The sequence below is a fragment of the Achromobacter sp. D10 genome (assembly GCF_035282245.1).
Lineage (GTDB): Bacteria > Pseudomonadota > Gammaproteobacteria > Burkholderiales > Burkholderiaceae_B > Achromobacter > Achromobacter insolitus.
The window spans coordinates 1342510-1367207 of the sequence record NZ_JAYJLE010000001.1 but is presented as its reverse complement, the minus strand read 5'-3'; the positions used below and the strand labels follow the sequence as shown (position 1 = coordinate 1367207).

Genomic DNA, 24698 nt, shown 5'->3' with positions numbered 1-24698 from the left:
GCCCCCACGTCCAGGCCGAAGCGCCCATTTGGCCTGAACGCGGCACAACCGCGGTCTCTTTTCCACTAAGCGGCCCGCTTTAGTAAGGCATTTCCTAAATTACTCGCAGCAAGAGCAAAATCCACGCTTGCTTTGCTAAGCTCTCACAAATTCATAAGGCCAGGCTACGTCCAGCTGGCGCGGGCGATTTTCCGTGAGAGTATTTTCCACATCAAAAAACATCGTGTTCGGATTTGCCAGAATAGTGCTCCTGGCATGCGCTTTCCTGGCCTCGTTCCCCTCCATGGCTGATATCCAGCTAGCGGGAAAAAACCGGGTGATATTCACAGGCGACCAGCGTAGGGTTTTACTGCAGCTCGTCAATTCCGACGATAGCGCCGCGCTGGCCAATATCTCCCTTGACTGGGGAGACGGGCGGCAGGCGGACCCTCATATGGTCGTATCCCGCCCCGTGATCAGTATTCCTCCGCATGAGCAGGGCTCGGTCGAGGTGTTCTATCAAGGCGTTGGATTGCCGCAGGACAGAGAATCCTATTTTCTGCTGAGCCTGCTAAGCGCCCCACTTGCGCCCAGCCCCGGAAACACCCTGCAAGTGGCTTTGCGGCACAGATACAAGTTCTTCTATCGCCCTCAACTGACCGTCGCTCCAGCGGAAGCCGCAAACAGCCTGAGGTGGCAACGCGTCCGTAAAACAGGCGCAGTCAAGGCGATAAACCCTTCACCCTATTACCTGACGATCACCGATTTGAAATTGCAGGAAAAATCCGGGAAAAATTGCGGAATCCATATTCCACACACGATGCTTGCCCCATTTTCCGAAGCCACGCTGCAAACCGAAGGCTGCGAAAAAGCCATAGAACGTTTGCAATACAACCTCGTCTCGGATAGCGGCCGGGAGCATAGCCATGTCGTCGTCGTCAGCCAGCCGGAAGTGGAAACATGAAATTTCTCCTCTCGATCATTTTCTTTGGGGCTCTGTTGTTCTCCCAAAGCAGCTTTGCCGCCATATGCCTGCAGGACGGCACCAACTCGACCGCAACAATATCCTTCAACGGCACGATAGCGGTTCCCAGCACGGCCCCCAAAGGCATGATTCTGTGGCGCTCCCCTGATTACGTCACAGAAATCATCTGCTACCAGGAAACAAATTGGGGCATGGGTGAAGATGTTTACTTCTACCTGAGCCCCACGGATCAGGGCATGGTGCAGTTGGGCCCGGACCTCGAGTTCGGCGTGAACTTGGGTGGAGTCGACATGACATGCAGCAGCCTGCCCAAGTGCCGCACCAAGATAGGCATTATTGATCCCTGCATCGGGCCTTCCTGCACTAGCCGTAAAAATCGGTTCACGCTTTCCTATAACTTTTTTGTCGCCAAGCGGTCGACCGCGGAGCAAAGCAAAGGCAAGGATGGCCCGCTCGCAGGCATTGCGTCGTATGACGCCTTCCAGATCGATGGCGCGAACGGAATCAATGCCAAGCCGGACAAGAACTTTCGCATGACTGTTCAGGGGTTGGAGCAAATACGATTCATCGATTGCTTTTCCCAACTGCAAATACTTCCCCAAACCATCGACTTCGGCAGACTGCACGTATCTACTGCAAAGGCCTCAACGGTTGCCAAAGAGAAAGATTTTTCCATCCTGATCAGCAAATCGTGTTCCAGCGTCTATGGCATCTCTGCCGTCATGACACCCATAGACGCGACGGTGCAAGGCGGGGATACCTTGGTGCCCAGACAAAATGATTCCGTGGGGATCATGCTGCTGCGCGACAATAAAGTGCCGCTGCCATTCCATCGGGAATTCGAGCTGACTTCACCCACCGGCGACCAGCTGGTGACCAAGCGGTTTACCGCACAACTGAAGTGGCTCACCGATCAGCCCAAAGTGGGAAGCTTCAGCGCCGGCGCAACATTTGATATTTACTATAAATAGACCAAACCCGCGCCTGAGAGATCTGCCTCGCAGGCGCGGCCGTGGCGCGCCTTTTCGACATCCGCTCGCTTCCGTCCTAAAATCGCGGATTTGCCGAAAGAACCGTCATGGCCATAGCCATGAAGGGCTTTCATCCTTTACAAATAAGTGTGGTGAAGATGAACAAGCCTTTCATTTCGCTGTGCCCTGAAATCACTCGGGCACACGCGCTGACTCTGATGGACTGGTTGGAAGACGAGCGCGTCACCTGCTACTTGAGCGATTCGCGCCATGTCTCGCGCTTTATCGAACAAGCCATCAATCGGACGCAACTGCCGATTCTGACCCATCTGTTTAATCAGGGCGGCCGATTCTTCATGGCCTATGACAGGCGTGACACCCCGGTGGGGTTCGTGCGTCTCGTCAAGACCGGCCCGGACTGCGAAATCGTCCTGGTCATCGGCGACAGCGACAACTGGGGCCAAAACCTGGGCGCAAGCACGATCCGCGAAGGCATGAAACTGGCCTTCCTGGATATGCGGTCCGAGAAGCTCATCGCCAAGATTCACCCGGACAATGTGCGCTCGCTGAAGGCCTTTCTGCGCACCGGCTTTCTGCTCGAAAGCGAAACGCCAACACTGAAGTCATTGTCCCTCACTGCGGGGCGCTATCTCCGGCTGCTGCGCGAGGGCGCCATCGTTGATTCCACTGATATCTACATCACTGAAATCGACAAGGCCCGCCTCAAGAACCTGATCGAACTCGAGTATGGCCCGGCTGTTGTCGAACTCGAGCACGAGATTGAACGAGCCATCGTGGTCAAGCCCGAGCAGGTCGCGGGGAACGTGGTCACGATGAATTCCAGGGCCTTGCTGCAACTGGACGACGAAGAAATGGAAGTCGCCCTGGTCTACCCCGAAGACGCCGACAGCAGCGCCGGCAAGTTTTCCGTGTGTTCCGACGTAGGGGCCGCCATCCTGGGCTATCGGGAGGGCGACGCTATCGACTGGCGAATTTCGGACCGAACCCGCCGGATCGGCATCAGAAAAGTGCTTTACCAGCCTGAAGCCGCTGGCGATTTCCACCTGTAGATCCGCGTTCGCTACAGGTAACTCATGATGAAGGTTACCTCAGTGTTGGCGGCGCCGGGCCTGAGCGGCTCGGTGCCCACGCGGTAATAGTTGGCGGCCAGAGGGACCCGGAAGTTGGTGCCATTGGTGGGGTAGCCGCTGAACGTGCGCATGGTGTTCAACGGCACGGGCAGGCCGTTTGCGTCCTTGATCTGCAGGCCGATGCCCGCGGCGGACGACGTCCGGTTAAGTCCAACGACGCCTAGGGTAGCGTTGATGACCGGGGTGAGCGCCTGCAGTTGGTAATTGATCTTGGTGATCCCTGCGGGACAGTTGTTCAGCTGGAGGTAGAAAGGAACTTCGCGGGTGGTGGAGCCTGGGCCGCCGAAGTCGAATAACTTGTAGTTGTCGCCCATTGCCACCGCGACATCCGGCGTTTCGCAGGATCCAGCCACGACATTGATGTCTCGACCCAGCACGAGATCCACGATTCTTCTGGGACCATATCTCACAAGCCCCAGATCGCCCGCGCCGACGACTCTGCGAGGCGCCAAGGGACCAGTTTTGTAGATTTCCAGGATCACGTCGCCTTCGAGGTGGTAGAAGCCCCACCTGAGCGGAGCCAATGACGCGATATAAGCCAAGCCATCTCCCAGTTTCGTCTTGATCCTAAAGGAAAGCCCGGTATTGCCGAGGGGAAATTCTTCCACGTTCGGCTTCGGAACACGCCCACGCCCGGGGGCCAGTTCCAGCCCCCAAAGCTCCTCGCTTGTGCAATCGAATTCGCTGCGAGGGATGACCTGGGCTTCGGTGTAGACCAGCGTTCCATCCGGCGTACCGGTCGGTATCGTGAGATTGATGGGGCCGGCATAAGTAAGGTAGCGCGTGGAGTGCCCAAAACATATTGCCTGGGCGGTATCCATGACACCTAACATAGCGACTATGACAACGAGGATGCGGATAGCCAGTTTGCCGTGGGGGAATTTGCCATGGTTCATGCTGCCTGTACTCTCCTATGGGCCTGTCGCTCCTCTTTGTCAGTCAGCAATTGAGAGCGCTCTGAAAAAGAGCCTTAGAGCCTATAGAGCAGCCGGCGGGCGCTCCATCAGACAAGTCCTAATTTCCTTGCCTTTCCCGCAGACAATGGCAGGTAGTGCGCGGATTGGCGGCGGCTTGCGGCTCCATGGGGTCGGAGACTCAGGGCGCGGCGTCAAGCTTGCTTGGGAGGGCCGCGCTTGGCGCCTTTGCCGGCCTGCAGGACAAGGTTGTAGAGCTGTTGCGCGGCAGGCGCCAAAGGGCGGCCCCGGCGCGAGATCAACCCCAGGCTGCGGGTGACGCGTGGATGTTCCAGCTTGATGCCGGCCAAGGTCGCGTGGCCGGCTGGCGGCATCGCCAGCTGCGGCACGGCCGCCACGCCCAGGCCCGCCTCCACCAGACCCAGCAGGGTCATGACGTGGCTGACCTCGAAGGCGCTGACCGTGCGCTTGCCGCTCTTGGCCAGGGCGTCGTCAATCAGCAGGCGGTTGCCGCTTTCCTTGGCCACGGTCATGAAGCGTTCCTGCGACAGCTCTTCCCACGACACGCTGCGACGCGCGGCCAGCGGATGGTCGCGCCGCACCGCCAGCACGAAGTCTTCGCGCAACACTGCCTTGAAATCCACGTCCGGCTCCTGGGTGCCGAAAAAGCTGATGCCAAAGTCCGCACGGCCGGTCACGACGCTATTGAGCACGGTGTGGGCGGTCTCGTCGATGATGCGGACCCGGATGCGCGGAAAGCGCTCGGCGTACTCGCGGACGATGGCAGGCAGGAAGTAATAGGCCACCGACGGCACGCAGGCCACTGTCACCAGCCCGCCACGCTGCGCCGCCAGGTCGCCGATGCTGAGCACCGCGCGTTCCAGTTCGTCGATGGCGCCGCGTGCCCGTTCCAGGAAGATGCGACCCACGTGAGTCAATGCCACGCGGCGGGTCGTGCGCTCCAGCAGACGCGCGCCCAGCAAGTCTTCCAGTTTTTCGATGCGGCGGCTCAGCGCCGGCTGCGACAGGTTCAAGTCTTCGGCCGCGGCGCGGAAACTGGCGCGTTCGGCCACCGCAACGAAAGCCTGCAATTCCTGTAAATCGAAATTGATGCGCGCCATGCATTAATCCATCCGTAAGTTGCAATTCAAATAATAACCGCCACGTCGGAGAATGCACCGCATGGAAACGATCATCCCTTGCGTACTGATGCGCGGCGGCACCTCCCGTGGCCCCTTTTTCTTGGCAGACTGGCTGCCGGCCAATCCCGCCGACCGCGACCGGCTGCTGCTGCAGGCCATGGGCTCGCCCCACGCGCTGCAAGTCGACGGCCTGGGCGGCGGTAACTCGCTGACCAGCAAGGTCGCGATCGTGTCGCGCTCGACCCGGCCGGACTGCGATATCGACTATCTGTTCGCGCAGGTCTCCGTAGACCGGGCCAGCGTCGACACCCGTCCCAATTGCGGCAACATGCTGTCGGGCGCCGCGCCCTTCGCCATCGACGAGGGGCTGATCGCCGCGGCCGATGGTGAAACCTCGGTGCGCGTCCACAACGTCAACACAGGCGCAGTGATCGAGGCCGTGGTGCAGACGCCGGGCGGCCGCCTGACCTACGAGGGCGACACACGCATCGACGGCGTGCCGGGCGCCGCAGCCCCCGTGCGCCTGAATTTCCTCGACGCCTGGGGAGCGGTCACCGGCCGCCTGTTTCCCACCGGGCGACGCCAGGAAACGGTGGACGGCGTGGCCGCCACGCTGATCGACGCCGCCATGCCCATGGTGTTGCTCCTTGCGGCGGACCTTGGCCTGCGCGGCGACGAATCGCCCGCGGAGCTGGACGCCAACCCCGCGTTGCTTGCGCGCCTGGAACGCATTCGCCGCGAAGCCGGCGCCCGCATGGGCCTGGGTGATGTATCGGACAGCGTCATCCCCAAGCCGGTGCTGCTCGCGCCGGGCAGCGACATCTCCGTCCCGTCTCTGCGCTCCCGTTACTTCACGCCTCATGCCTGCCACCGCGCCCACGCCGCCACTGGCGCGGTGGGCGTGGCCGCCGCCTTTCTCATGCCGGGCACGGTCGCGCATGATTGTGGCGGCCCGGCGCCGCTACCAGGCTACCGGGGCGTACGCATCGAACATCCGTCGGGCGCCATGGACATCGACGTGAAGCTGAACGACGCCAGCGGCGAAGTGCAGACCGCCGGCTTGGTGCGCACCGCGCGCAAGATCATGAAGGGCCTTCTGTATGTGCCGGGGCGCTATGGCGCGGCACGGCAAGAGCAGGAGGCACGCGCCCGGCTGGCATCGCGCCAACCGGTCGCGGCGTAAAAAAACTCGACACACAGCGGTCCGCAGAGGCCGCCCACAGATCCATCTGGAGACATGACATGGCTATTCCCACCCGCGCCACCTTGTGCGCCGCCACCCTTTGCCTGGCCCTGGGCAGCACGGCCGCGCACGCCGAATTTCCCGAACGTGCCATCACCATGGTGGTGCCCACCGCCGCTGGCGGCGGCAACGATACCCTGGCCCGCGTGATCGGGCAGAAAATGGGCGAACTGCTGGGCCAGACCGTCATCGTGGTCAACAAGCCCGGCGCGCAGGGCGCCATCGCCGCCGACTACGTGGCGCGCCAGCCGGCCGACGGCTACACCCTGATGCTGGGCTACATCGGCACGCACGGCATCAATCCGGCGCTGCAAAAGGTCAACTACGATCCGGTGCGCGACTTCACCGCGATCGGCATGGTGGCTGACTCTCCCACGCTCATGGTGGTATCCAGCAGCATCGGCGTGCAGGACGTGGCGGGCCTGCTCAAGTATGGGCAGGCCCATCCCGACGGCCTGAGCTACGCCTCGGCCGGCCCGGGCACGGCGCCAGCGGTCGCGGGCGAACTGTTCAACCGCGCCACCGGCGCGGCCATGCTGGAGATTCCCTACAAGGGTTCGGCGCCCGCCATGACTGACACGCTGGCTGGCGTAACGCAGGTCATGTTTCCCAGCCTGTTCAGCGCCTATCCGCACCTGAAGTCGGGCAAGATCCGCGCGCTGGGCGTAGCCGGCACGCGCCGCGCCAAGGTGCTGCCAGACATGCCGACCTTGGCCGAACTGGGTGTGCAGGGCGTGGACGTAGCGCAGTGGTACGCAGTATTCGCGCCCGCCAATGCCGATCCGCAAGTCGTCGCCAAGCTCAACAGCGCGCTCAATGGTGCGCTCAACGATCCGGCCGTGGCCGCCAAGATCGACGACCAGGGTGCCGAAGTGCGCACCAGCACCCCTGCCGAACTGGCGGCGTTCGTGCGCGAAGAAGCCGTCAAGTGGAAACGGCTGGCCTCGACGATCCACGCCGCGCTGTAAATGAGTCCGACACCGTGGAGTCGGAATGGCGCCTTGAGCTGCCGAGGGGGCCCAGATACAAGGGCTCCCAACGACAAGTCAAGGCATGGTCACGGTAACCAGGTAAGTGCCGGAAGTGACGGGCTTGCCGGCGCGATCAACCAATGTGTACTGCTGATCGTAGTAGCGACCCAGGGTCATCCTGCTGGCGACCAGCTTAGCCTGCACCGGCGTGTGATCCGTTGCACTGAGCGACGATTTCGGCTGGACACGCCGCACATCCAAATCAATGTTGCGGGAAGGCACTGGACAAGCATCCATACGCAAGCCGTTGGCCTGGAAGGAGGTTGTGCATGGGGATTCGACCACTCGGCCGCTAAAACGAATGACCCCAGACCCCATCGATGTCTCTGCTTGGCACATGGGAAATGCACTCAGCATTGCTATCGCGACAACTAACGAAAACTTGCCGTTCACGCCAGATCTCCTTGAGGAATAGCCTCACCTTGGGTATCGACCGAACCATGGGATTCTTAAGGATTGTCTGATTGCGAATAACAATGGCTAAACGCCGCTGCTCTATGAAAATCGGGTCATTTGGGGCTGCAACGCGAACGAAAAATCAGACCGTCGGAAGTCGATAGTTCTGCTCAACCATCGGCTCGGTCGCAAGCTTTGATGCCGATACGGGATGACCAGCCTGCTTGTAGTGAGCACCGACGGCAATCGCCCCAAAGCGATCTCTTGCATCTCTTGATGACGAAGATTCCGACGGCGGGTAGTGAAGAAAGCGCTGAATCACAGCCATTGCAGCGCAGCACCATGCGGATCCGTCCAGGCCAACGCATGGCCATCGGCGCATAACAGGAACATGCCGGACGGTTGCGGCGTGGCCGCGGGCACGAATTGTGGAAAAACCAATGGACTTTCGTTGCTAACCCAGACGCAACGCGAGGCCAACATGTTGCGTGCGAATTCATTGCGCAGCGCCTGGTCCATCACGTAGTTCAGGACAGCGGAGTGATACACAACCACGGTCGCTTCCGCCGGAGCCTGTTCGATTAAGGAAGCAAGATCCCGCAGCAAATCGCCCCGGACGATCTGAGGCGGCTCGCGTCTGCAGATCCGCAGCGCAGACTGAAGGCGCGCGAGTCGATTGCCATCCTCGGGCCACACCAAGTCCTCCAGCCACTTCCTGTCCTCATCGCAGTGAACGTCGATTGGGCTCAGGTCTAGTCCCGCCCTCCACACAATTTCAGGATAGGTGTGGGGGAGCGAGCCCGCGCCGGTGACCGCACAGGGAAATACCGGATAACCCGAATCGTCTCCACACGGAACCAGGCGTTGGGACCCCCAGTTGTAGCCGTATTTGTCCATCAGCAGGCACAGCCCTGCAGAGGCCCCCACTTCAATGAGCGCTATCTTGCCCCCGATCGAAGCGAGAGCAGGCAGCAATACTGCACAGCGCCCCGGTTCGTTAGTCTGCGTGGAACGAGTCAGCATAAGATCCCGGATGGCGGCGCCATGTTGCGCCAGGCCTGCATCGAACTCCGCGGTCGACGTGGGCGCGCCTACGGTATGCCGGAACGCTGCAAACAGCAGATTGGGTTGCTGTTTATCGACAGGCAGACCCTGTAAAAACGCCAGTGCGTCAAACGAATTCGCGACATGCAACGCCCATTTTTCATACAAGGGCGAGCGGCCCGCCGCCTCGATTCTTGCAAATCTCAAATAGCGGTCAGCAATTCGATCCATGACATCTCCCATACGCAGATGAGTCTCGGCAGATTAGCATCGGTCGCGGGGAGCTATCATCTGTCGACCATTTTCCGAACCCTCCCGGGACTCACGTGGATCACGTATCCTGGGCACCGTTTCGACGAAACTTGTGGCTGCGCTAAAGCCCCGCTAGCATCGGCTCAAATGCACTCCCGCCCTGCCCCCGCATCCATGACGGAAGCCACCATGACCGAACCCACCGACATTGAAGTTTCCGCCGAAGCCGAAACTCATAAGGGCGAATTTTTCCTGATCGACGCCAGCTTCTTGGGCAACGGCGGGGTTCCCGGCATAGAAATCGCCAACGAAGAGAAGCTGATCGATCCAGGGATGAATGTCGTCTCGCGTCCTAATGGAATGCCAGACCAGTATCCGGAGCGTCCCCACCTGGTTCATGTACCGGCGAAGGGCGTAATGCCACGCGATCTGGAAGAGCTTGCTGGCATATGGATTGTGTCGGAGCCGTTGAAGCAACTGTTTGAGCAGTTGGACGCCGAGGCGTTTGCATTTGTGGCATGCGACTTCAGCCTTGCTGACGGCAGCCCCGCCCCTCGGTACTACCTGGGCAATGTGCTGCGCAGGCTGGATGCCCTGGATGAAGCCGCTTCTCGTGTGAGGATCAAGCTCGACCACAATGATCAGACCGGCAAGGACGAGAAACTTTATAGCCTCGTCGGCGGGGCCAGCTTGGTGTTCAAGCAGGACGTTGTGGGAGATGCCCATATCTTCCGCCAGGATCGCATGGGAGCACCGCCCATCTGCGACCGCGCGATGTTTGATGCATTGCGTGCGGCCAACTTCTCGGGCGTACGGCTGCGCGATGTCGCCGATATTTAGCAAGACCACCTGGTGCGCGGCCGTCGGATCACTCCTGATCTCCTGGGCCAGTGCGCCGCCCGTTACGGCGTCTCTCTGACGGCCTCAATTGTCAGGTGGCTGGAGTTCACCCATCAGGCTGCCTTTGCGCATGACAAACAATCCGCCTTCATTCGAACTCTCACCTTCAGCAGATCAGGTAGAAAGCTCGGGCCATTTTTCGCTTCAGAGCGAACACTCGTTTGACCTTAATGAATGTCCGTTTTTCGCCGGGAGCGGTCATCGAATGACAGACAGATCCCGACTCATAGCAGTCGTTCGGGGCGGGCTTGGCCAGCGCCTGTTTTGCGGTGCCAACGCCTCGGGTTCGTTTGTGTTTCTATTGCAGCAGTGTGTGCAAATGTCCGATACCGATGGGCATCCGAAGGCTCAGCCAGACTCAAGAGCACTCGTCCGAACGACTATCGAAATAGCGGACGGCGCGGATTGGGCTGTGCGAGGACGCACTCTTGAGCAAATTGGCACCAGAAAGGAGTTCAAAACTCTTGATTTGATCTTTGCCGATTCCCGTACTGCTTCGAAGAGCGCATCCCAGGTCTGAAGCCGAGAACCTGTTATGAGATCCGGCGGCGCGTCTGTAATGGTGTTTCGCCGAAAGCCTGGCGGTACGTTCGCGAAAAATCGCCCAGATGTGTGAAGCCGAACCGCTCCGCGATCTCACTGACCTTGTCCGTGTTCCCGTCCTGCGACAAGGCCCGCCGGACCGCCTGCAGGCGTTGCACGCGCAGCCATTGCAGGGGCGACTGCCCGCACTCGTCCTGGAACAATGCTTGTAAGCGTCTGATCGACAGGCCGCAGTGGCTGGCGACCATGGCCACCGGCAGGCGTTCGCCCAGGTGTTCAAGCATATACCCCTGTGCGCGGCGGATGGCCTGGGGCGCGGAAGGCGGCGGCGCTGGCCAAAGATGCGCCGCCATACTGTGGGGCTGGTGCAATAGCAGCGTGGTGGCGACCAGCATCTCGGTCTGGGCCAGCAAGGCTGCCAGGGCGACGTTCTCTCCCTCGCGCAGGCCGGCGCACCGCACCACCCATTGCAGCATGGGAATCAGCGCCTGCCAGCCGGCGGTATGCAAGGGGATGACCGCATCGAAACAGATGTCGGGCGCTTGCTCCTGAGCTGTCAGGCTGCACCAGGCGTCGGCGATGGCCGTTCTGTCCAGGCGTAGCAGGACCTGTTCGTAGTCATGGCTGGCCGTGAAATGAAACGGCCTGTCGGGGCTTAGGAGGAATGCCTTGTCCGGCGACACCTCTATGTGGTGCCCATCAAAATGAAATTCCGCATGCCCCTGCGTAGGCAGTACCAGCAGGTAATAGCCGTCCAGGCCTTCGCAATCGGGATCGATGCTGATGTCCGCCCCGTACCCATGCCTGAGCTTGAGCAGCGACAGGCGCCCGCACGGAACGAGCTCCAGCCGGCTGTGTACGATGCGCCCGCGAATGACATGCAAGCGGTATGAATTGAGCACGCGGCCGATCTGCTGCCGCGCCTCGTCGAGGTCGGCGGTATTCACTATCCGATACTGCTCGAACGGCACTTGGGCAAACAGGGTGGCGGTCATCGAGGTTCACGTGTGCGGGGTGCTCACATATTACTGGGCATTCATCGCGGCGCAACAAAAAATGCGCTTTTCCGATAGTCGGCGGCGCGAAACCGATAGACGCCCCAGGCACGCGGAAACGACCATAACGCGCTGCGCATGCGCGCCGAATGCCGGGCGCCGCAATCATCTGTACCCACCGCGGAACAAGCCTTTGCGGGCGGTCGCCGCGAGTTTGCCGGAGGCTAGAAAATGAAACGCACGTTGTCCCCCTTGTTATTGACGCTCGCGGTCTCGGCTCCGGCTCATGCAGCAGATGCCGTGTACCAATACACAGACGGAAGCCGCTCATCCACCGCGGGAGGGAGCGAAACCGGCGGTAGCGGGCAGGCGAACAGCGGCCAGAGCGGACAGACCGCGGGGAGCGTGACGGTCGGGCTCACGGGGAGCTCGACGGGCGTCGACATTATCACCAGCAATGCCCCGGGCGTGCGGGCCGGCAGCACGGGCGGCACCGGCGCGAACGGGGCGCCTGGTGTCGGCGATACGGGTTCAGGCGGCGGCAATGGCGGAGCGGGCGGAGATGTCGGCGTGACCGGAACCGGGATCGTTAGCGTCAACGTGTCGGGCGACAACGCGGTTGGCGTTCAGGCGACATCCACTGGCGGGCAGGGCGGGTTCGCAGGTTCCGAAGGCGATGGCCCCGGTTTCCAGGGGGGGTATGGCGGGTACGGGGGAAACGTGACCGTCGATTTCTCGCAAGGTTCCGGCACGATAGGGACGTCCGGCGCCGATGCCTTCGGCGTGCAGGCGACCTCCGTTGCGGGAAGCACAGGCACCAACGGCACCAATTACATCATTATCGACGTCAAGGATCTGTCCAATGGCCGTCATGGCGGCAACTCCGGATTGGTGGACGTGACCATGGGTAGCGGCATGGTGATCACGACCTCCGGCACCAATGCCATCGGCGTCGTCGCCCGCGGCGTCAGCGGCAATGGCGGCGATGGCACCTCTGCCGCGGGCCCGATCAGCACCGGCAAAGGCGGAACGGGCGGGAACGGCGGCGTCACGCAGACGGTCTCCGTGAACAATGGGGGATTCATCGGCACATCCGGCACGGGCGCCATAGGCATCTTCGCCCAGTCCATAACGGGCAGCGGTGGCGCCGGCGGCAATTCCCAGGATGTCGGGGGTAGCCATGCGGGGGCCGCCGGCGATGGCGGTGTCGCCGGCGAGCTTTCTGTTGGCAATACGGGCAAGATCAGCACCTCTGGTAGCTATGCTCCGGGCATTCTGGTGCAATCGGTATCCGGCGCCGGCGGCATCGGGGGCAGCGCATCGGGCCTATTCGATGCTCACGGCGGAACGGGCGGTACGACCCCGGACGGCGGCACGATCACCATCACGAATTCCGGCACGATCATTACCAGTAACGCGAACTCGCAGGGCATCGTCGCCCAGTCGCTGGGCGGGGGCGGCGGCATGGGCGGCGATGCCGGCGGCATGATCGATATCGACGGCGGTACCGGCGGTACCGGCGGCAATGGCGGCAGCGTCAATATCACCTACCTTGGCGGCGCCATCAGCACGAGCAACCAGCTTTCGCAAGGCGTGGTTGCGCAGTCGATTGGCGGCGGCGGCGGTATGGGCGGCGTCGCCACCGGCGCCGGCGCCATCGGCGCCAGCACGGTCGGCGGCAATGGCGGCATCGCGGGCGCAGGCGGTACCGCGAAGATCTCCACCAACGCGCTGACCTTGAGCGCGACAGGAACGGCATCAACAGGCCTGCTTGCCCAGTCGATCGGGGGCGGCGGAGGCGCCGGAGGCGGCGCATATTCCACGTCCGCAGGCCCCCTCCTGGATATCGCCGTGGCGGTCGGCGGTACGGCCAATACCGGCGGCAGCGGGGGCACGGCGGCCGCCACCGTTCAGAATTCCAGCATTTCGACGGGCGGGGGCGGGCAGAACGTTCAGATCACGAGGAATGGCGAAGTAACGACAGTCAACCTGCCGTCAGTCGATTCCCACGGCGTCGTCGCCCAATCCGTCGGCGGCGGCGGCGGCAATGGCGGCGCCGGCTCCGCGGCGTCGTATGCCATCGCGATACCAAACGGTTCGGAAGACCCAGGCGCGAAGATTACGTTCTCTGGGGCTTTCTCGACCGGGGGCTCTGGCGGCTCGGGAGGCAGCGGCGGCCAAGCCACTGCAACCATTAGCGACGGTTCCAAGGTCACAACAGCCGGTGATGGCAGTATCGGTGTCATCGTCCATTCGATTGGCGGCGGCGGTGGCAATGGTGGCGACAGTTCGGCCATGGCCGGCACAATTGGCTACGGCATACCGATACCGTTCCTCAGCACCAAAATAACGCCCTCGACCAATGCAATCAACGTTGCCCACGGTGTCGGCGGTTCGGGCGGATCTGGTGGCAATGGGGGGACCACCACCTTTACGCTGGGCGACGGCAACAGCCAATCGACCTCGGTCGTCACAACTTCCGGTGACGGGGCTATCGGCGCGCTGGTCCAGTCGATCGGTGGGGGCGGCGGCAATGGTGGCATCGGCAATGCCGCCGTCAATAGCTGGTCGACCAACCAGAACGCCGACTTCGCCATCGGCGTGGGCGGCCACGGCAGCAGCGGCGGCGACGGCGGCTCGGCCAACGCCACGGTCAATGCCAATGGCGCCATCGCTACCCAAGGCCACGGTGCCGAAGGAGTGCTCGTCCAGTCAATTGGAGGCGGTGGCGGCGTGGGCTCGGGGTCGGCCGTCAATGTCTCCGGGCTGAACACCTGGGCGACGGCGGTGGCCAATATTCCCGTGGGAAGCGAGATCGACGAGGACGGCAACAAAATCGCCGTCGGCATGAACGTCAAGCGCACGATCAATGTGGCGGCCCAGGACGGCAGCGGTGGGCATGCCAATACGGTCACCGTGACGCACAACGGCGCCATCACGACCTCCGGCATCGATTCGGCCGGTATCGTGGCCCAATCCATTGGCGGCGGTGGAGGGTCTGCGGGATCGGCCGGCGCCGATGCTTCGACGGGCGTGCTTTCCGGTATGCCCGACACGTTGGCGGCGCAAGACCTGGTGGACGACGGGGTAACGGTCACCGTTCCCGTAAATCTAACCAGCACGATAAATTTGGGCACCACGGCGTTGAACACAGGTAGCGCGGGCACAGTCAAGATCAATAGTACCGGCGGAAAGATCGTGACGCTTGGCGACTATTCCAGCGGTGTGATCGCACAGAGCATGGGTGGCGGAGGAGGACGCGCTCGGGTCGTGACCGTCGGCGCGGAGACTGGTGGCGCGCTCGACAAGGGCTCGCAGCTATCGGTTAAGGCCGACCTTACGCTCGGCAGCGTTATCACCGATCAATTGGACGTGGAACCGACCCTGGGACATGGCAACGACGTGCAAGTCGTTCTGAACGGCGCGACGATTTCGACTGGCCGGCAAAGCTCTAACGGCCCGAAGTCGTCGACGCCGAACAGCGGCCTTCATGCCTATGGCATTCTGGCCCAGAGCATTGGCGGCGGTGGGGGTTTGGCGATTGACGGATCTGCCGATCCGAATGGGTCGGCAACACTGGGGCTGAATTATGCCTGGGAAGGAAGCTTCGCCGCTCCACCCCTCGGCGACAGTGCCGGCGGCTCGGTGTCATTGCATATCGGGCAAGGGGATAGCAGCACCAGCATCCAGACCTATGGCGATGGGGCACACGGCGCGGTGCTCCAGTCCATCAGTGGCGGTGGCGGCGTTGCCAATTTTGGCTCGTCAGCGCTCAACGTGCCTGACGGCTCGACGCGGAAAATTGCGGTACGACTTGGCGCGACCGTAGCGGGACCTACAACCCTGGAGAGCGGTGCCGTGCAAGTTTCATATGACCAGGGCGCAGCGCTGAACATTGCGACTTCGGGAAACGGTGCTTTCGGCATTCTGGCGCAGAGCATTAATGGCGGAGGCGGTCTGGTCGGTGTCAGCCAGGGCGTTGCACTTAACTATTCGCTGATCGGAATGAATACTGAAAGCGGGGATCAATTCTCGTCCTCAGGCACCGCCGGATCCGTGTCCATCTCCCTGCCTGCAGATACCATGATCAATACTACGGGAACGGGAAGCCACGGCATTGTTGCTCAGTCGATCAGTGGCGGCGGCGGTGTGGTCACGTCATACCAGTACGCCCAGACGCCCAAGCTTGTCGGAACAGCATTTTTTGTCCCGACAGAGGCGTCTGGAGACGCCGGCGCCGTCAATGTGTCCACCAATGGGCAGATCAATGTTGCAGGCGCTGGCGCCTACGGCGTGGTTGCTCAATCCATCGCAACTAGCGGCGGCCTGTTCACGTCAGGCGGCGATGTCTCCCTGGGTCAAAATCCAGCCGGCTCCGGTTGGGGATCGTCAGCTGGCGTGACGGTCAATGTTCAAGGGTCGATCGCCGCAAGCGGCGAAAACGGAATTGGCGTCCTGACGCAAAGCCAGGGAGCCGGAACCATCAAGGTCAACGTAGGCGGCGCCAGCCCCGGCACGGTGTCGGGCGGTTCCGGCGATCAGGGCGTAGGCATCCTGGTCGTGGGCGGCAACAGCAATAACACGATTACTGTCGGCCAGAACTCCTGGATCTGGGCCGCCTCGGGAAGCGCCATTAAAACGGTCGGCACGTATGGCTCCCAGAAGGTCGACGTCGACAACCAGGGTCAAATTTACGGAAACACCTGGCTCCAGGGCGGCTCGATCTCCGGCAATTTCCAGAATCCCAACGGGACGCCTCCCGGCGCGCAAAGCGGCACATTGACCAACGCCGGCTCCCTGATCGCCATGCCGGGCAAGGTCTCGTATGTCGACGGCCATCTGATCCAGACGGCCGCCGGCCGCATCGTTCCACATCTGGATTACAGCAACAGCGTCAGCGGGCAATATGTGGTCACCGGTTCCGCCACGCTTGCCGGAACGATCGAACCCGCGCTTGCCAGCGCGATGCCGAACAAGTATCTGCCGGTATTCACCACCTTGGGGCCCACCGCTGGATCGCTACACACGCCGGATAGTCCCTTGTTTGCATACACCACGCGCCAGACTGGAAATCGGCGCGACGTCGCGATCACCGGCACGCATTTCAACGCGCCGGCATTGGGGTTGAACCAACACAAAGGCGGCGTCGCGCGCACGCTGGAAAACGTCTTTGCTTCGGGCAATTCGGCGCTGGGGCCATTCTTCGCGGGCCTGGATGCGACGGCCCGATCCAGCCTGGAAAACTATCACGATGCGATCGGCGAATTGTCACCGCGCAGCACGATGACGCTGCTGTCGCGCGTGGCGGCCGACGCGTCGCGGATTGCCGACGCGTCCATGAGTTGCCCGGAATTCGCTTCGGGCTCCGGGCAGGCGGGTGCGATCCTGATCGAAGGCGAGTGCGGGTATGTCACCGTGCGGGGTAATACGACATCCCTCAGCGGCGACGCGGACCGCGGCAGTTCGCGCCTGAAGTCCTTTGCGCTGCAAGGCGGCGGCCAGCGCGAGGTCGGTTCCGGGCTCTTGCTTGGCGGGTCGCTGGCCTACCAGGCGGACAGCTTCAGCAGCCACGATGGCGTATCCGCCGACGGCAATAGCGTGCAAGGCGCCATCACCTTGAAGAAAAACCTGGGCGCCTGGCAGTTGAGCGGCGCCGTGTTTGGCAACTACGGCGAATTCGACACCAAACGCCATATCGGCGCACCCGGATTCTCCGCGACCGCCAAGGGCGAAGCGCCCACGTACTCGCTCGGCGTGCGCGGCCGCCTTGCCTACACCGCCGGCACGGAACAACTCTATCTGCGCCCCTCCGTGAATCTGGACCTGGTGCACGCCCGCAGCAGCGCATTCAACGAGAAGGGAGCAGGCGACCTGGGCCTGAAGATCGCGTCGTCAAGCTACAACACCGCCATCCTCACGCCCGAAGTCGAAGTCGGCGGCCGTATCGACCTGAAGGGAGGCAGCGTCCTGCGCACCTTCGCGCTGGTCGGCGTGGGTCTTCGTTCCAACGACGAGTGGAACGGGCGCGCGTCGTTCATCGGCGGCCAACGCTCACCGAGCTTCGGCATGCAGGCGCCCCTGGACCGCGCGGCGCTACGCCTGGGAGCGGGCGCGCAGCTGTTCGCGAACAAGCAGGTGGATTTGCAGATCCGGTACGACGCCGAATTGGGCAGCGAAGCAAAATCGCACAATATCGCAGCGAAGTTCGCCTATCGGTTCTAACGGAGAGCGATTCATCACCGTCCAGGTAAATGCCAACGCAGGTGGCGAACTCTGGCCAAGTGGCCAGCCCATCGTCCAAAGACGTTAGGGGTGAAACCACCTGGCCGAGGGCTTCTGCGAGCCACTCGTGCACTCTGGCCTGGTTTGTCACTTCTCAGGTGAGCGAGGGAAGGAAAAACTGCAGCCGCTTTTGAAGTTCGGCATCCAGAGCTAGAGGCGCTTCGGCATCAAAGTACGCCACGTCGACATCATCCACGTTCGAGGGCACCTGAAAGCCATGCAAGTTATCCCAAACCAAGGATCTGATGGCCCCTGCACCGATGCACCACGAGGGTAAACCAAGGCAGCGAACCGCCCGCAGCGCGGCCATCAGTTGCTCAGAGGATTCGACGAGGTCGCACAGTCGTTGCTCATAGCCTGCTCGAACGTTCGCCATCATTTCGCCGGAAACTGGAATCTCGGGTGGGTTGATATGTGGAACTAGCATATCCGGAATCATTGGCCGTCCGCTTCCTGGCCGCAATCGGTCAGTCGCAGCTGTTAGCTCATATCTCCGCTGCTGCCATACGCTTCGTAGACAGAACGCTCGCGCCGGCGCGCTGGTGAGCGTGCGCGTCGTGGCGTACTCAGTTGCTGGCTTTATCAGACATGGACCACCAGGTCCCGAATGTAAGCCTCCAGGGTGGTCGATCCGCGCAGCGGGGTGTCCGACAAGTCAAAGCCGCTGTCGACGCACACCTCGGTCATACGGGCATAGGATTCAGCGGCGGCTTCAGAAAACCCCTGGTTGACGAACGTCTGCTGCCATTCCGCTCGCGGTACGACGTGGACCTCGACAGGCCGGCCCAAGGCCTCCGCGAACGCTCGCGCTACGTCGCTGGTTGAATACCGCCTCGGGCCTTCTACGTAGCGGACGCCGCAGTCGTCGAGAGACGACATTAAACGGGCGGCTGCGACTTCGCCCAGGTCTTTCGGCGCGACCATCGGAATGGCGAGATCCGCCGGAAAAAGACTGGGCAACACGCCGGTGTTGCGCACCGTTTCGAGTAACCCGTCCCAGTTGCTCATGTAGTAAGCAGCGCGGTTCACGGCCGCCGGCAACGCCTGGGCCCTTAGCCCTTCTTCCAGTTCCCACAGCACGTTCAAATCGCCGATGCGGCTGCCCGGCTGGGCGCCGCCCGTCGACTCGGCAACGACTTTTTCAAGCCTGGATCCCTCGAGCGCGGCGAGTATGTTCGCAACGGTATGTCTTTCGACGACGTCGGTGTCGGTGGTGGTGTCCGCCGGAGGATTCAATAGAAAAGCGCGTCGGCCACGCCGGAACGCGGCGCGTAATGACGCCACGTCTTCCACATTGGCTTGGACAATGTCGGCGCCCCGAGCGCGCCAGTGCGCGGCGCGAGCCGCCGAGCGGGTAACGATGGTTACCTCCGCGCCACGCGCGAGCAAAGCGCGCGCGGTAGCCGCCCCGACGTGGCCGGTGCCCCCCATGATGATGTACATGTGTATATCCTCCGGTTGATGCGCGTTGCGAGCGTCCCGGCATCCGGGCCGCGCCTCATCGAGTCAAACTGAGTCCCAGCTATCGCTGGCCACATTGTGTAACGGCGGTGCCCCTCGGAGTAAGGGGGCAGCGCAGGACGCCCGATCAATATCCATGATTGTGCGCAATCGGGATCCGGGTGTCGAGCGGCTCTAACTCGGCGAGAACCGTCCTTGAGGACAGCCCTCTCCCGCACCCAAAGCGGCGGCGGACTTGGCTGCGGCGATGGGATGTCGGAGGAAATTGAGTCCCTGGGACATTGGAGGGACCGTAGCCGCCATACAGGGCTTTGGCCAGGGCCGATGCCGGCTCACTCAGATTGACTGCCCCCCGGAGACTTCGATGCGCTGGCCGTTAACCCACCGATTGTCCGGTCCCAGCAGGCTGGCGATCATTGGACCGATGTCGTCGGGAACACCCACACGGCCAAGCGCGGTCATGTTGGCGAAGGCCGCGTTGTAGTCGGGGATGTCGCGCACGGCCCCGCCGAGAAAATCGGTCTCGATAGCGCCCGGGGCAACGGCGTTAACCGTGATGCCTCGGCGTCCAAGTTCCTTGGCCATATATACAGTGAGCGTTTCCACGGCGCCCTTGGCTGCGGCATAGGCCGAGAAACCCGGGAACGAAACGCGGGTGAGGCCAGACGACAGGTTGATGACGCGCCCACCGTCCGCCAGCGATGGCAGCAGCGCCTGAGTCAGGAAGAACACACCCTTTACATGCACGCTAAAGAGCGTGTCGAACTGCGCCTCGCTGGTGGATTCAAAGTCCGCCATTTCGCCGTGCCCGGCGTTGTTGACGAGGTGATCGAAGCTGTCGCGGCCCCATTTTTCTTTCAGCGCTCCGCGCAAGGCTGCCACGAAGCCGGTGAAGGTGGCTACCTGGCTTGTGTCCAGTTGCAGCGCGACGGCCTTGCGGCCAAGAGCCATGATTTCGGCGACCACCGAATCCGCCGATGCCTGATTGCCGCGATAGGTGACTATCACGTCGCCACCGTGGCGGGCGATGCTCAATGCGGTGTTGCGGCCCAGACCTCGGCTGGCGCCGGTAACGAGAGAAATCGTTGTCATGAAAGAGCTCCAGAATCGTTGAGCGTTCATCTTAGGAGTTGCCGCATTGATCGGATTGCCTGATCATGTTGGCCAATTGCCTAATCGTTTTGTTGTAGAGAATCGAAGGTCATAGGCTCCATGTTTCTCTACGATTTCGCCCACTTCCGTCTCCCGAAGACAGTGAACGCTTTTGCCCAATCTTCCGAATTCTGGACTGCCGCCGCCGACCAATACAGACATGCCGGTGTGGCCGACGCATTGCTGCAGGCGGCGCAACGCTACGCCGATGCAAACGTAAACCGCGAGGGCGTCGCGGCGATGCCCGTCGAAGGCGTTGCCATTCTGCGCGAAACGTCTCCTTCAGCGCTTCAATATGCCATCACCAAACCATTGGTCGCGCTGGTCCTGCAAGGCCGCAAGCGGGTGACCATGGGCGCGGAAACTTTCGAATTCAGCGCGGGCGAGTCCTTGCTGATCACGACGGACGTGCCCACCGTAAGTCAGATAACCGCAGCCAGCAGTGCCGCGCCTTACTACTCACTGGTCATGGAGCTGAACGCCGGCGTGATCACGGATCTGGTCGGCGAGATGGGATCCGCATCGACCGAACAGAACCGCGCCGTGTGCGTGGACCCAACCGAAACTGAAGTGGCTGACGCCGCATTGCGCCTGCTTAGATTGCTGGACAGGCCGGCCTCAATTGCCGTGCTTGGGCGTCAACTTATCCGCGAACTGCACTATTGGCTGCTGGTCGGGCGGCAAGGCAGCGCCATTCGCGCACTGGGAGTCAACGGCAGTCATACCAACAGGATTGCGCGAGCCATTGCCGTATTAAGGAAGAGATTCGCCGAGCCCTTGCCCGTTGAGACCCTCGCTAAGGCCGCCAGCATGAGCTTGTCGGCGTTTCACACGCACTTTCGCAGCGTTACCACGCTTACGCCGTTGCAATTCCAGAAACAACTCCGCTTGCTTGAGGCACGCCGGCGCCTGCTCGCGGAAGGCGCGGCGATTAGCACCGCCGCCTACGCAGTCGGCTATGAGAGCGTGACTCAGTTCACGCGAGAATACGCGCGAATGTTCGGTCAGCCGCCCGGGCGGAGCATCCGCGAAGCACGCGCGCAAGCTCATCCGCCTATGCCCAACAGTTCTGACGAAGTCCGCGTGACGCAGGGGCCAGAGGTGCGATTGCCTTCGCCAGAGTCATAGGTGCCTGCGAACCTGTCGAAATGCTAGTGCGTCAGTCGATCTCTCGATATTTTTTTTCGGCCCGTTGCAACGACAAAAATGGGCATCGCGCCGCTGGCGCGATGCCCTCAGAGCAGACTGGGTGGCTTGGCCGTTATTTCGCCGTCAGAAGTCCATCGCCTCAGCCGGCGCAACCTGCGGCTTGGTATCTTCTGGAACCTGCGCGATGGTAGCGGCGGTGGTCAGAATGAGTCCGGCGATGGAAGCCGCGTTCTGCAACGCGGTACGAGTGACCTTCGTCGGATCGACGACGCCGATATCGACCAGGTCGCCATAGTCGCCGGTGGCGGCGTTGTAGCCATAATTGCCTTTGGCTTCCCTCACCTTTGCCACGACTACCGAAGGCTCTTCGCCTGCATTGGCGACGATGGCGCGCAGCGGAGCCTCGAGCGCTCGCAGGATGATGCGAATGCCCGCATCCTGATCGGCATTGGCGCCTTTCATATCCTGTATTGCCTCTCGGGCCCGCAACAGCGCAACGCCGCCGCCGGGCACGATGCCTTCCTCGACCGCCGCGCGGGTCGCATGCAGCGCATCCTCGACCCGATCCTTCTTCTCTTTCATTTCGACTTCGGTCGCGGCGCCCACCCGGATGACGGCGACGCCGCCCGCCAGCTTGGCGACACGCTCCTGCAGCTTTTCGCGGTCGTAGTCGCTGGTGGCGTCGTCGATCTGCTTACGGATCGATTTGACGCGCGCATCGATGGCCTCCTGCTTGCCGCCGCCGTCGATGATGATGGTCTCTTCCTTGCGAACGTCGATCCGCTTGGCGCTTCCGAGGTCTTCCAGCGTGGCCTTGTCCAACTGCTTGCCCGTTTCTTCCGAGATCACCGTGGCGCCGGTCAGGATCGCAATGTCCTCCAGCATCGCCTTGCGGCGATCGCCGAAGCCTGGCGCCTTCACCGCGGTGACCTTCAGCACCCCGCGCATGGAGTTGACCACCAGGGTGGCAAGCGCTTCGCCTTCGACGTCCTCGGCGACGATGAGCAGCGGCTTGCCCGCCTTGGCGGCGCTTTCCAGCACAGGCAAAAGCTCGCGAACGTTGGAGATCTTCTTGTCGTACAGCAGGATCAATGGGTCATCGAGCTGAGCGACCTGCTTCTCCGGGTCCGTGATGAAGTATGGGCTCAGATAGCCGCGGTCGAACTGCATGCCCTCCACGATATCCAGTTCGTTGTCCAGCGACTTGCCGTCTTCCACCGTGATCACGCCCTCGCGCCCGACCTTGTCCATCGCGTCGGCGATGATCTTACCGATCGCCTCGTCGGCGTTGGCGGACAGCGCCGCGACTTGCGCCGTCTCTTTGCTGGTGGAAATGGGCTTGGACATCTTGCGCAGTGCCTCCACCACACCGGAAACGGCCTGGTCGATGCCCCGCTTGAGATCCATGGGGTTCATGCCGGAGGCCACGTACTTCATGCCTTCCTGAACGACTGCCTGCGCCAGCACCGTGGCGGTGGTCGTGCCATCGCCCGCGACGTCGGCCGTCTTCGATGCGACCTGCTTCACGATTTGTGCGCCCATGTTCTCGAACTTGTCCTTCAGTTCAATGTCCTTGGCCACCGAGACGCCGTCCTTGGTAATGACCGGCGCGCCGAAGCTGCGTTCGAGCAGCACATTCCGGCCCTTTGGGCCGAGCGTCACCTTTACCGCCTCGGCCAGGATATTGACGCCCTTGACCACACGGCTGCGGGCACTGTCGTGGAACTTAACGTCCTTCGCACTCATTTCTAGCTCCTCAATCCATAGGCCGGCGGCGTCAGGCCGCCTTCTTCAGTTGAGCATCTTGCGACGTGAGCACGGCGAAAACATCCTCTTCGCGCATGACCAGCAGTTCTTCGCCGTCGACCTTGACGGTCTGGCCGGCATACTTGCCAAAGAGAACGTGGTCGCCGACCTTGAGCTCGGGCGGCTGCAACGAGCCATCCGCGTTGCGCTTGCCCTGACCGACCGCGAGGACCTCTCCCTGTTCGGGCTTTTCCGCCGCCGAGTCGGGGATGACGATGCCGGAAGCTGTCTTTCGCTGCTGTTCGATTCGCTTGACGATAATCCGGTCGTAAAGGGGACGGATCTTCATGACTCTATCTCCTGAAGTCTTGATCATCAAAAATTGAATGCCGGCGCACTGCAGCGACATGGCGAGGCAGCATGCGCCGTACAGCCCGGGATGGGTGCGGAAAAAAAACTATGGGCGCCGCCCAGCCGCTTCAAGAGCGATAAATGATTCAAAATGAAACTTATTGAATCAAAAAATCTCTTCCTCGCCCCAGGCGGTACACGACCTTTCGACGCGGCTCGCGGCCGTCCGGCAGCAGGGTGACGGGACAAGGCGCGGAACGGCCGCCATCGGCATCCAGAGTGCGATCGTCGCCGTCCATTTGGCCCCACAGACCGCCCTTGCGAGGCCGGAACAGCCAGCGGACATAGCCGCGGCGAGCGGCGATGTCGAGCAGGGCCTGCTGATCCGGAGCCTCGACGACGACCGCCTGGTTCGCCTCGCGCGCGTCGGAATAATCCGCGAACGCTCTACGGCAGGCGAGCGCTTCGGACACCGGCGCATTTAGGCGCCACCATCCCGGCCTTGCCACTCGCTCCACATCCCAGGCGCCGAGTTTCCATGCCGCCTCCAGCATTGCGTGGTCGATGACGGCATAGTCGCGCCAGCGCTGGTTGATCTGCAACGCAGAACCCGCGACGGAGTGCAAAGCGCCGGCCGTCCCTTTGTCGCGGCGGAATCCATGCCAGTGCAGGATAAGGATGATGGGCGTGTCTGATTTCTGTGTAGCGGTTGCGCTGACGGCGTACAGCGGAAGCTGCAGCGCAGCTACGTGCGAAGTGATGGTCTCAAGGATATCCATTCGCTGACTCCAACGACTTGCAGCCTTTTTGTCAAAGGCCATTGCGACAATATCGTTTCGCAGAATTTATCGCAGGTGCTTTGCCCGGGCAACGTCAGTTGGGGTGCACGTAGCCCTCGCCAGCGCGCCTTTGCCCGGGCCACTCCATCCACAGGGCCGACGACGCCAGCGGTAGCAGGAAGTTGGCGGCACAGGATTGCGTCGGTCTCAGCAGCCGGACGTGGCAAGGGCC

Annotated in this window: 18 protein-coding genes and 1 pseudogene; 8 read left to right on the top strand and 11 right to left on the bottom strand. The window is 61.8% G+C overall.

Annotated elements, in window-relative coordinates:
* Positions 1–283 precede the first annotated feature (283 nt).
* From VCS63_RS06485 to VCS63_RS06475, 3 genes are all read left to right on the top strand, one after another.
* Positions 284–943, top strand: a complete 660-nt coding sequence (locus tag VCS63_RS06485) for a molecular chaperone (RefSeq protein WP_063639580.1) — start codon at positions 284–286, stop codon at positions 941–943.
* Complete coding sequence (locus tag VCS63_RS06480; protein WP_063639482.1) at positions 940–1935, top strand: fimbrial protein; 996 nt, start codon at positions 940–942, stop codon at positions 1933–1935. The genes VCS63_RS06485 and VCS63_RS06480 overlap by 4 nt, the downstream gene beginning before the upstream one ends.
* A gap of 107 nt (positions 1936–2042) precedes the next feature.
* Complete coding sequence (locus tag VCS63_RS06475) at positions 2043–3005, top strand: bifunctional GNAT family N-acetyltransferase/nucleoside diphosphate kinase regulator (RefSeq protein WP_063639481.1); 963 nt, start codon at positions 2043–2045, stop codon at positions 3003–3005.
* Positions 3006–3016: 11 nt separating this feature from the next.
* On the opposite strand, the gene VCS63_RS06470 is transcribed toward VCS63_RS06475, so the two are convergent.
* A complete protein-coding gene (locus tag VCS63_RS06470) occupies positions 3017–3982 on the bottom strand; it encodes a fimbrial protein (RefSeq protein ID WP_063639480.1) in 966 nt (321 codons plus the stop codon).
* A gap of 212 nt (positions 3983–4194) precedes the next feature.
* On the bottom strand, positions 4195–5121 hold the full coding sequence (locus VCS63_RS06465) for a LysR family transcriptional regulator (protein ID WP_063639479.1): 927 nt from the start codon (positions 5119–5121) through the stop codon (positions 4195–4197).
* Between the two features lie 61 nt (positions 5122–5182).
* Between VCS63_RS06465 and VCS63_RS06460 the strand changes: the two genes are divergently transcribed.
* Positions 5183–6325: a 4-oxalomesaconate tautomerase gene (locus VCS63_RS06460; RefSeq protein ID WP_063639478.1), complete on the top strand. Its 1143-nt coding sequence runs from the start codon at positions 5183–5185 to the stop codon at positions 6323–6325.
* Positions 6326–6384: 59 nt separating this feature from the next.
* Entirely contained in the window at positions 6385–7353 is a 969-nt protein-coding gene (locus VCS63_RS06455; protein ID WP_063639477.1) for a Bug family tripartite tricarboxylate transporter substrate binding protein, read from the top strand.
* Between the two features lie 78 nt (positions 7354–7431).
* Here the strand turns inward: VCS63_RS06455 and VCS63_RS06450 are convergent, their stop codons facing one another.
* Positions 7432–7809 carry a hypothetical protein gene (locus VCS63_RS06450; RefSeq protein WP_207545743.1) on the bottom strand — a complete coding sequence of 126 codons (378 nt, stop codon included), beginning with the start codon at positions 7807–7809 and terminating at the stop codon, positions 7432–7434.
* Between the two features lie 321 nt (positions 7810–8130).
* Positions 8131–9087, bottom strand: a complete 957-nt coding sequence (locus VCS63_RS06445; RefSeq protein WP_063639476.1) for a DUF2332 domain-containing protein — start codon at positions 9085–9087, stop codon at positions 8131–8133.
* 195 nt (positions 9088–9282) lie between these two features.
* Between VCS63_RS06445 and VCS63_RS06440 the strand changes: the two genes are divergently transcribed.
* Complete coding sequence (locus VCS63_RS06440; protein ID WP_416379181.1) at positions 9283–9948, top strand: imm11 family protein; 666 nt, start codon at positions 9283–9285, stop codon at positions 9946–9948.
* 593 nt (positions 9949–10541) lie between these two features.
* On the opposite strand, the gene VCS63_RS06435 is transcribed toward VCS63_RS06440, so the two are convergent.
* Positions 10542–11546: an AraC family transcriptional regulator gene (locus tag VCS63_RS06435; RefSeq protein WP_323878973.1), complete on the bottom strand. Its 1005-nt coding sequence runs from the start codon at positions 11544–11546 to the stop codon at positions 10542–10544.
* A 231-nt stretch (positions 11547–11777) separates the two neighbouring features.
* Between VCS63_RS06435 and VCS63_RS06430 the strand changes: the two genes are divergently transcribed.
* A complete protein-coding gene (locus VCS63_RS06430; protein ID WP_323878971.1) occupies positions 11778–17768 on the top strand; it encodes an autotransporter outer membrane beta-barrel domain-containing protein in 5991 nt (1996 codons plus the stop codon).
* Between the two features lie 10 nt (positions 17769–17778).
* Here VCS63_RS06430 and VCS63_RS06425 read toward each other — a convergent pair.
* From VCS63_RS06425 to VCS63_RS06415, 3 genes and pseudogenes are all read right to left on the bottom strand, one after another.
* Positions 17779–18138: pseudogene (locus VCS63_RS06425) on the bottom strand (nucleotidyltransferase family protein); the annotation flags it as partial.
* Between the two features lie 272 nt (positions 18139–18410).
* On the bottom strand, positions 18411–19271 hold the full coding sequence (locus VCS63_RS06420; RefSeq protein WP_323878968.1) for an NmrA family NAD(P)-binding protein: 861 nt from the start codon (positions 19269–19271) through the stop codon (positions 18411–18413).
* Between the two features lie 354 nt (positions 19272–19625).
* Positions 19626–20381, bottom strand: a complete 756-nt coding sequence (locus VCS63_RS06415; protein ID WP_063639467.1) for an SDR family NAD(P)-dependent oxidoreductase — start codon at positions 20379–20381, stop codon at positions 19626–19628.
* A gap of 120 nt (positions 20382–20501) precedes the next feature.
* On the opposite strand from VCS63_RS06415, the gene VCS63_RS06410 reads away from it, so the two are divergent.
* Positions 20502–21569 (top strand): AraC family transcriptional regulator, encoded by a 1068-nt coding sequence (locus VCS63_RS06410; protein WP_323878966.1) that lies wholly within the window; start codon positions 20502–20504, stop codon positions 21567–21569.
* 144 nt (positions 21570–21713) lie between these two features.
* Here the strand turns inward: VCS63_RS06410 and groL are convergent, their stop codons facing one another.
* The 3 genes from groL to VCS63_RS06395 all read right to left on the bottom strand — a co-directional run bounded on the left by groL (position 21714) and on the right by VCS63_RS06395 (position 24466).
* Positions 21714–23336 carry a chaperonin GroEL gene (groL, locus tag VCS63_RS06405; protein ID WP_323878965.1) on the bottom strand — a complete coding sequence of 541 codons (1623 nt, stop codon included), beginning with the start codon at positions 23334–23336 and terminating at the stop codon, positions 21714–21716.
* 31 nt (positions 23337–23367) lie between these two features.
* Positions 23368–23685 (bottom strand): co-chaperone GroES, encoded by a 318-nt coding sequence (locus VCS63_RS06400; RefSeq protein ID WP_042795319.1) that lies wholly within the window; start codon positions 23683–23685, stop codon positions 23368–23370.
* A 160-nt stretch (positions 23686–23845) separates the two neighbouring features.
* Positions 23846–24466 carry a hypothetical protein gene (locus VCS63_RS06395; protein ID WP_063639464.1) on the bottom strand — a complete coding sequence of 207 codons (621 nt, stop codon included), beginning with the start codon at positions 24464–24466 and terminating at the stop codon, positions 23846–23848.
* Positions 24467–24698 lie beyond the last annotated feature (232 nt).

Excerpts from the sequence above, each read along its gene's own strand:
- VCS63_RS06435 (WP_323878973.1), bottom strand. The coding sequence starts at position 11,546 with ATGACCGCCACCCTGTTTGCCCAAGTGCCGTTCGAGCAGTATCGGATA.
- groL (WP_323878965.1), bottom strand. The coding sequence starts at position 23,336 with ATGAGTGCGAAGGACGTTAAGTTCCACGACAGTGCCCGCAGCCGTGTG.
- VCS63_RS06415 (WP_063639467.1), bottom strand. The coding sequence starts at position 20,381 with ATGACAACGATTTCTCTCGTTACCGGCGCCAGCCGAGGTCTGGGCCGC.
- VCS63_RS06470 (WP_063639480.1), bottom strand. The coding sequence starts at position 3,982 with ATGAACCATGGCAAATTCCCCCACGGCAAACTGGCTATCCGCATCCTC.
- VCS63_RS06400 (WP_042795319.1), bottom strand. The coding sequence starts at position 23,685 with ATGAAGATCCGTCCCCTTTACGACCGGATTATCGTCAAGCGAATCGAA.
- VCS63_RS06485 (WP_063639580.1), top strand. The coding sequence starts at position 284 with ATGGCTGATATCCAGCTAGCGGGAAAAAACCGGGTGATATTCACAGGC.
- VCS63_RS06440 (WP_416379181.1), top strand. The coding sequence starts at position 9,283 with ATGACGGAAGCCACCATGACCGAACCCACCGACATTGAAGTTTCCGCC.
- VCS63_RS06455 (WP_063639477.1), top strand. The coding sequence starts at position 6,385 with ATGGCTATTCCCACCCGCGCCACCTTGTGCGCCGCCACCCTTTGCCTG.
- VCS63_RS06410 (WP_323878966.1), top strand. The coding sequence starts at position 20,502 with ATGTTTCTCTACGATTTCGCCCACTTCCGTCTCCCGAAGACAGTGAAC.
- VCS63_RS06465 (WP_063639479.1), bottom strand. The coding sequence starts at position 5,121 with ATGGCGCGCATCAATTTCGATTTACAGGAATTGCAGGCTTTCGTTGCG.
- VCS63_RS06460 (WP_063639478.1), top strand. The coding sequence starts at position 5,183 with ATGGAAACGATCATCCCTTGCGTACTGATGCGCGGCGGCACCTCCCGT.
- VCS63_RS06475 (WP_063639481.1), top strand. The coding sequence starts at position 2,043 with ATGGCCATAGCCATGAAGGGCTTTCATCCTTTACAAATAAGTGTGGTG.
- VCS63_RS06420 (WP_323878968.1), bottom strand. The coding sequence starts at position 19,271 with ATGTACATCATCATGGGGGGCACCGGCCACGTCGGGGCGGCTACCGCG.
- VCS63_RS06445 (WP_063639476.1), bottom strand. The coding sequence starts at position 9,087 with ATGGATCGAATTGCTGACCGCTATTTGAGATTTGCAAGAATCGAGGCG.
- VCS63_RS06430 (WP_323878971.1), top strand. The coding sequence starts at position 11,778 with ATGAAACGCACGTTGTCCCCCTTGTTATTGACGCTCGCGGTCTCGGCT.
- VCS63_RS06395 (WP_063639464.1), bottom strand. The coding sequence starts at position 24,466 with ATGGATATCCTTGAGACCATCACTTCGCACGTAGCTGCGCTGCAGCTT.
- VCS63_RS06480 (WP_063639482.1), top strand. The coding sequence starts at position 940 with ATGAAATTTCTCCTCTCGATCATTTTCTTTGGGGCTCTGTTGTTCTCC.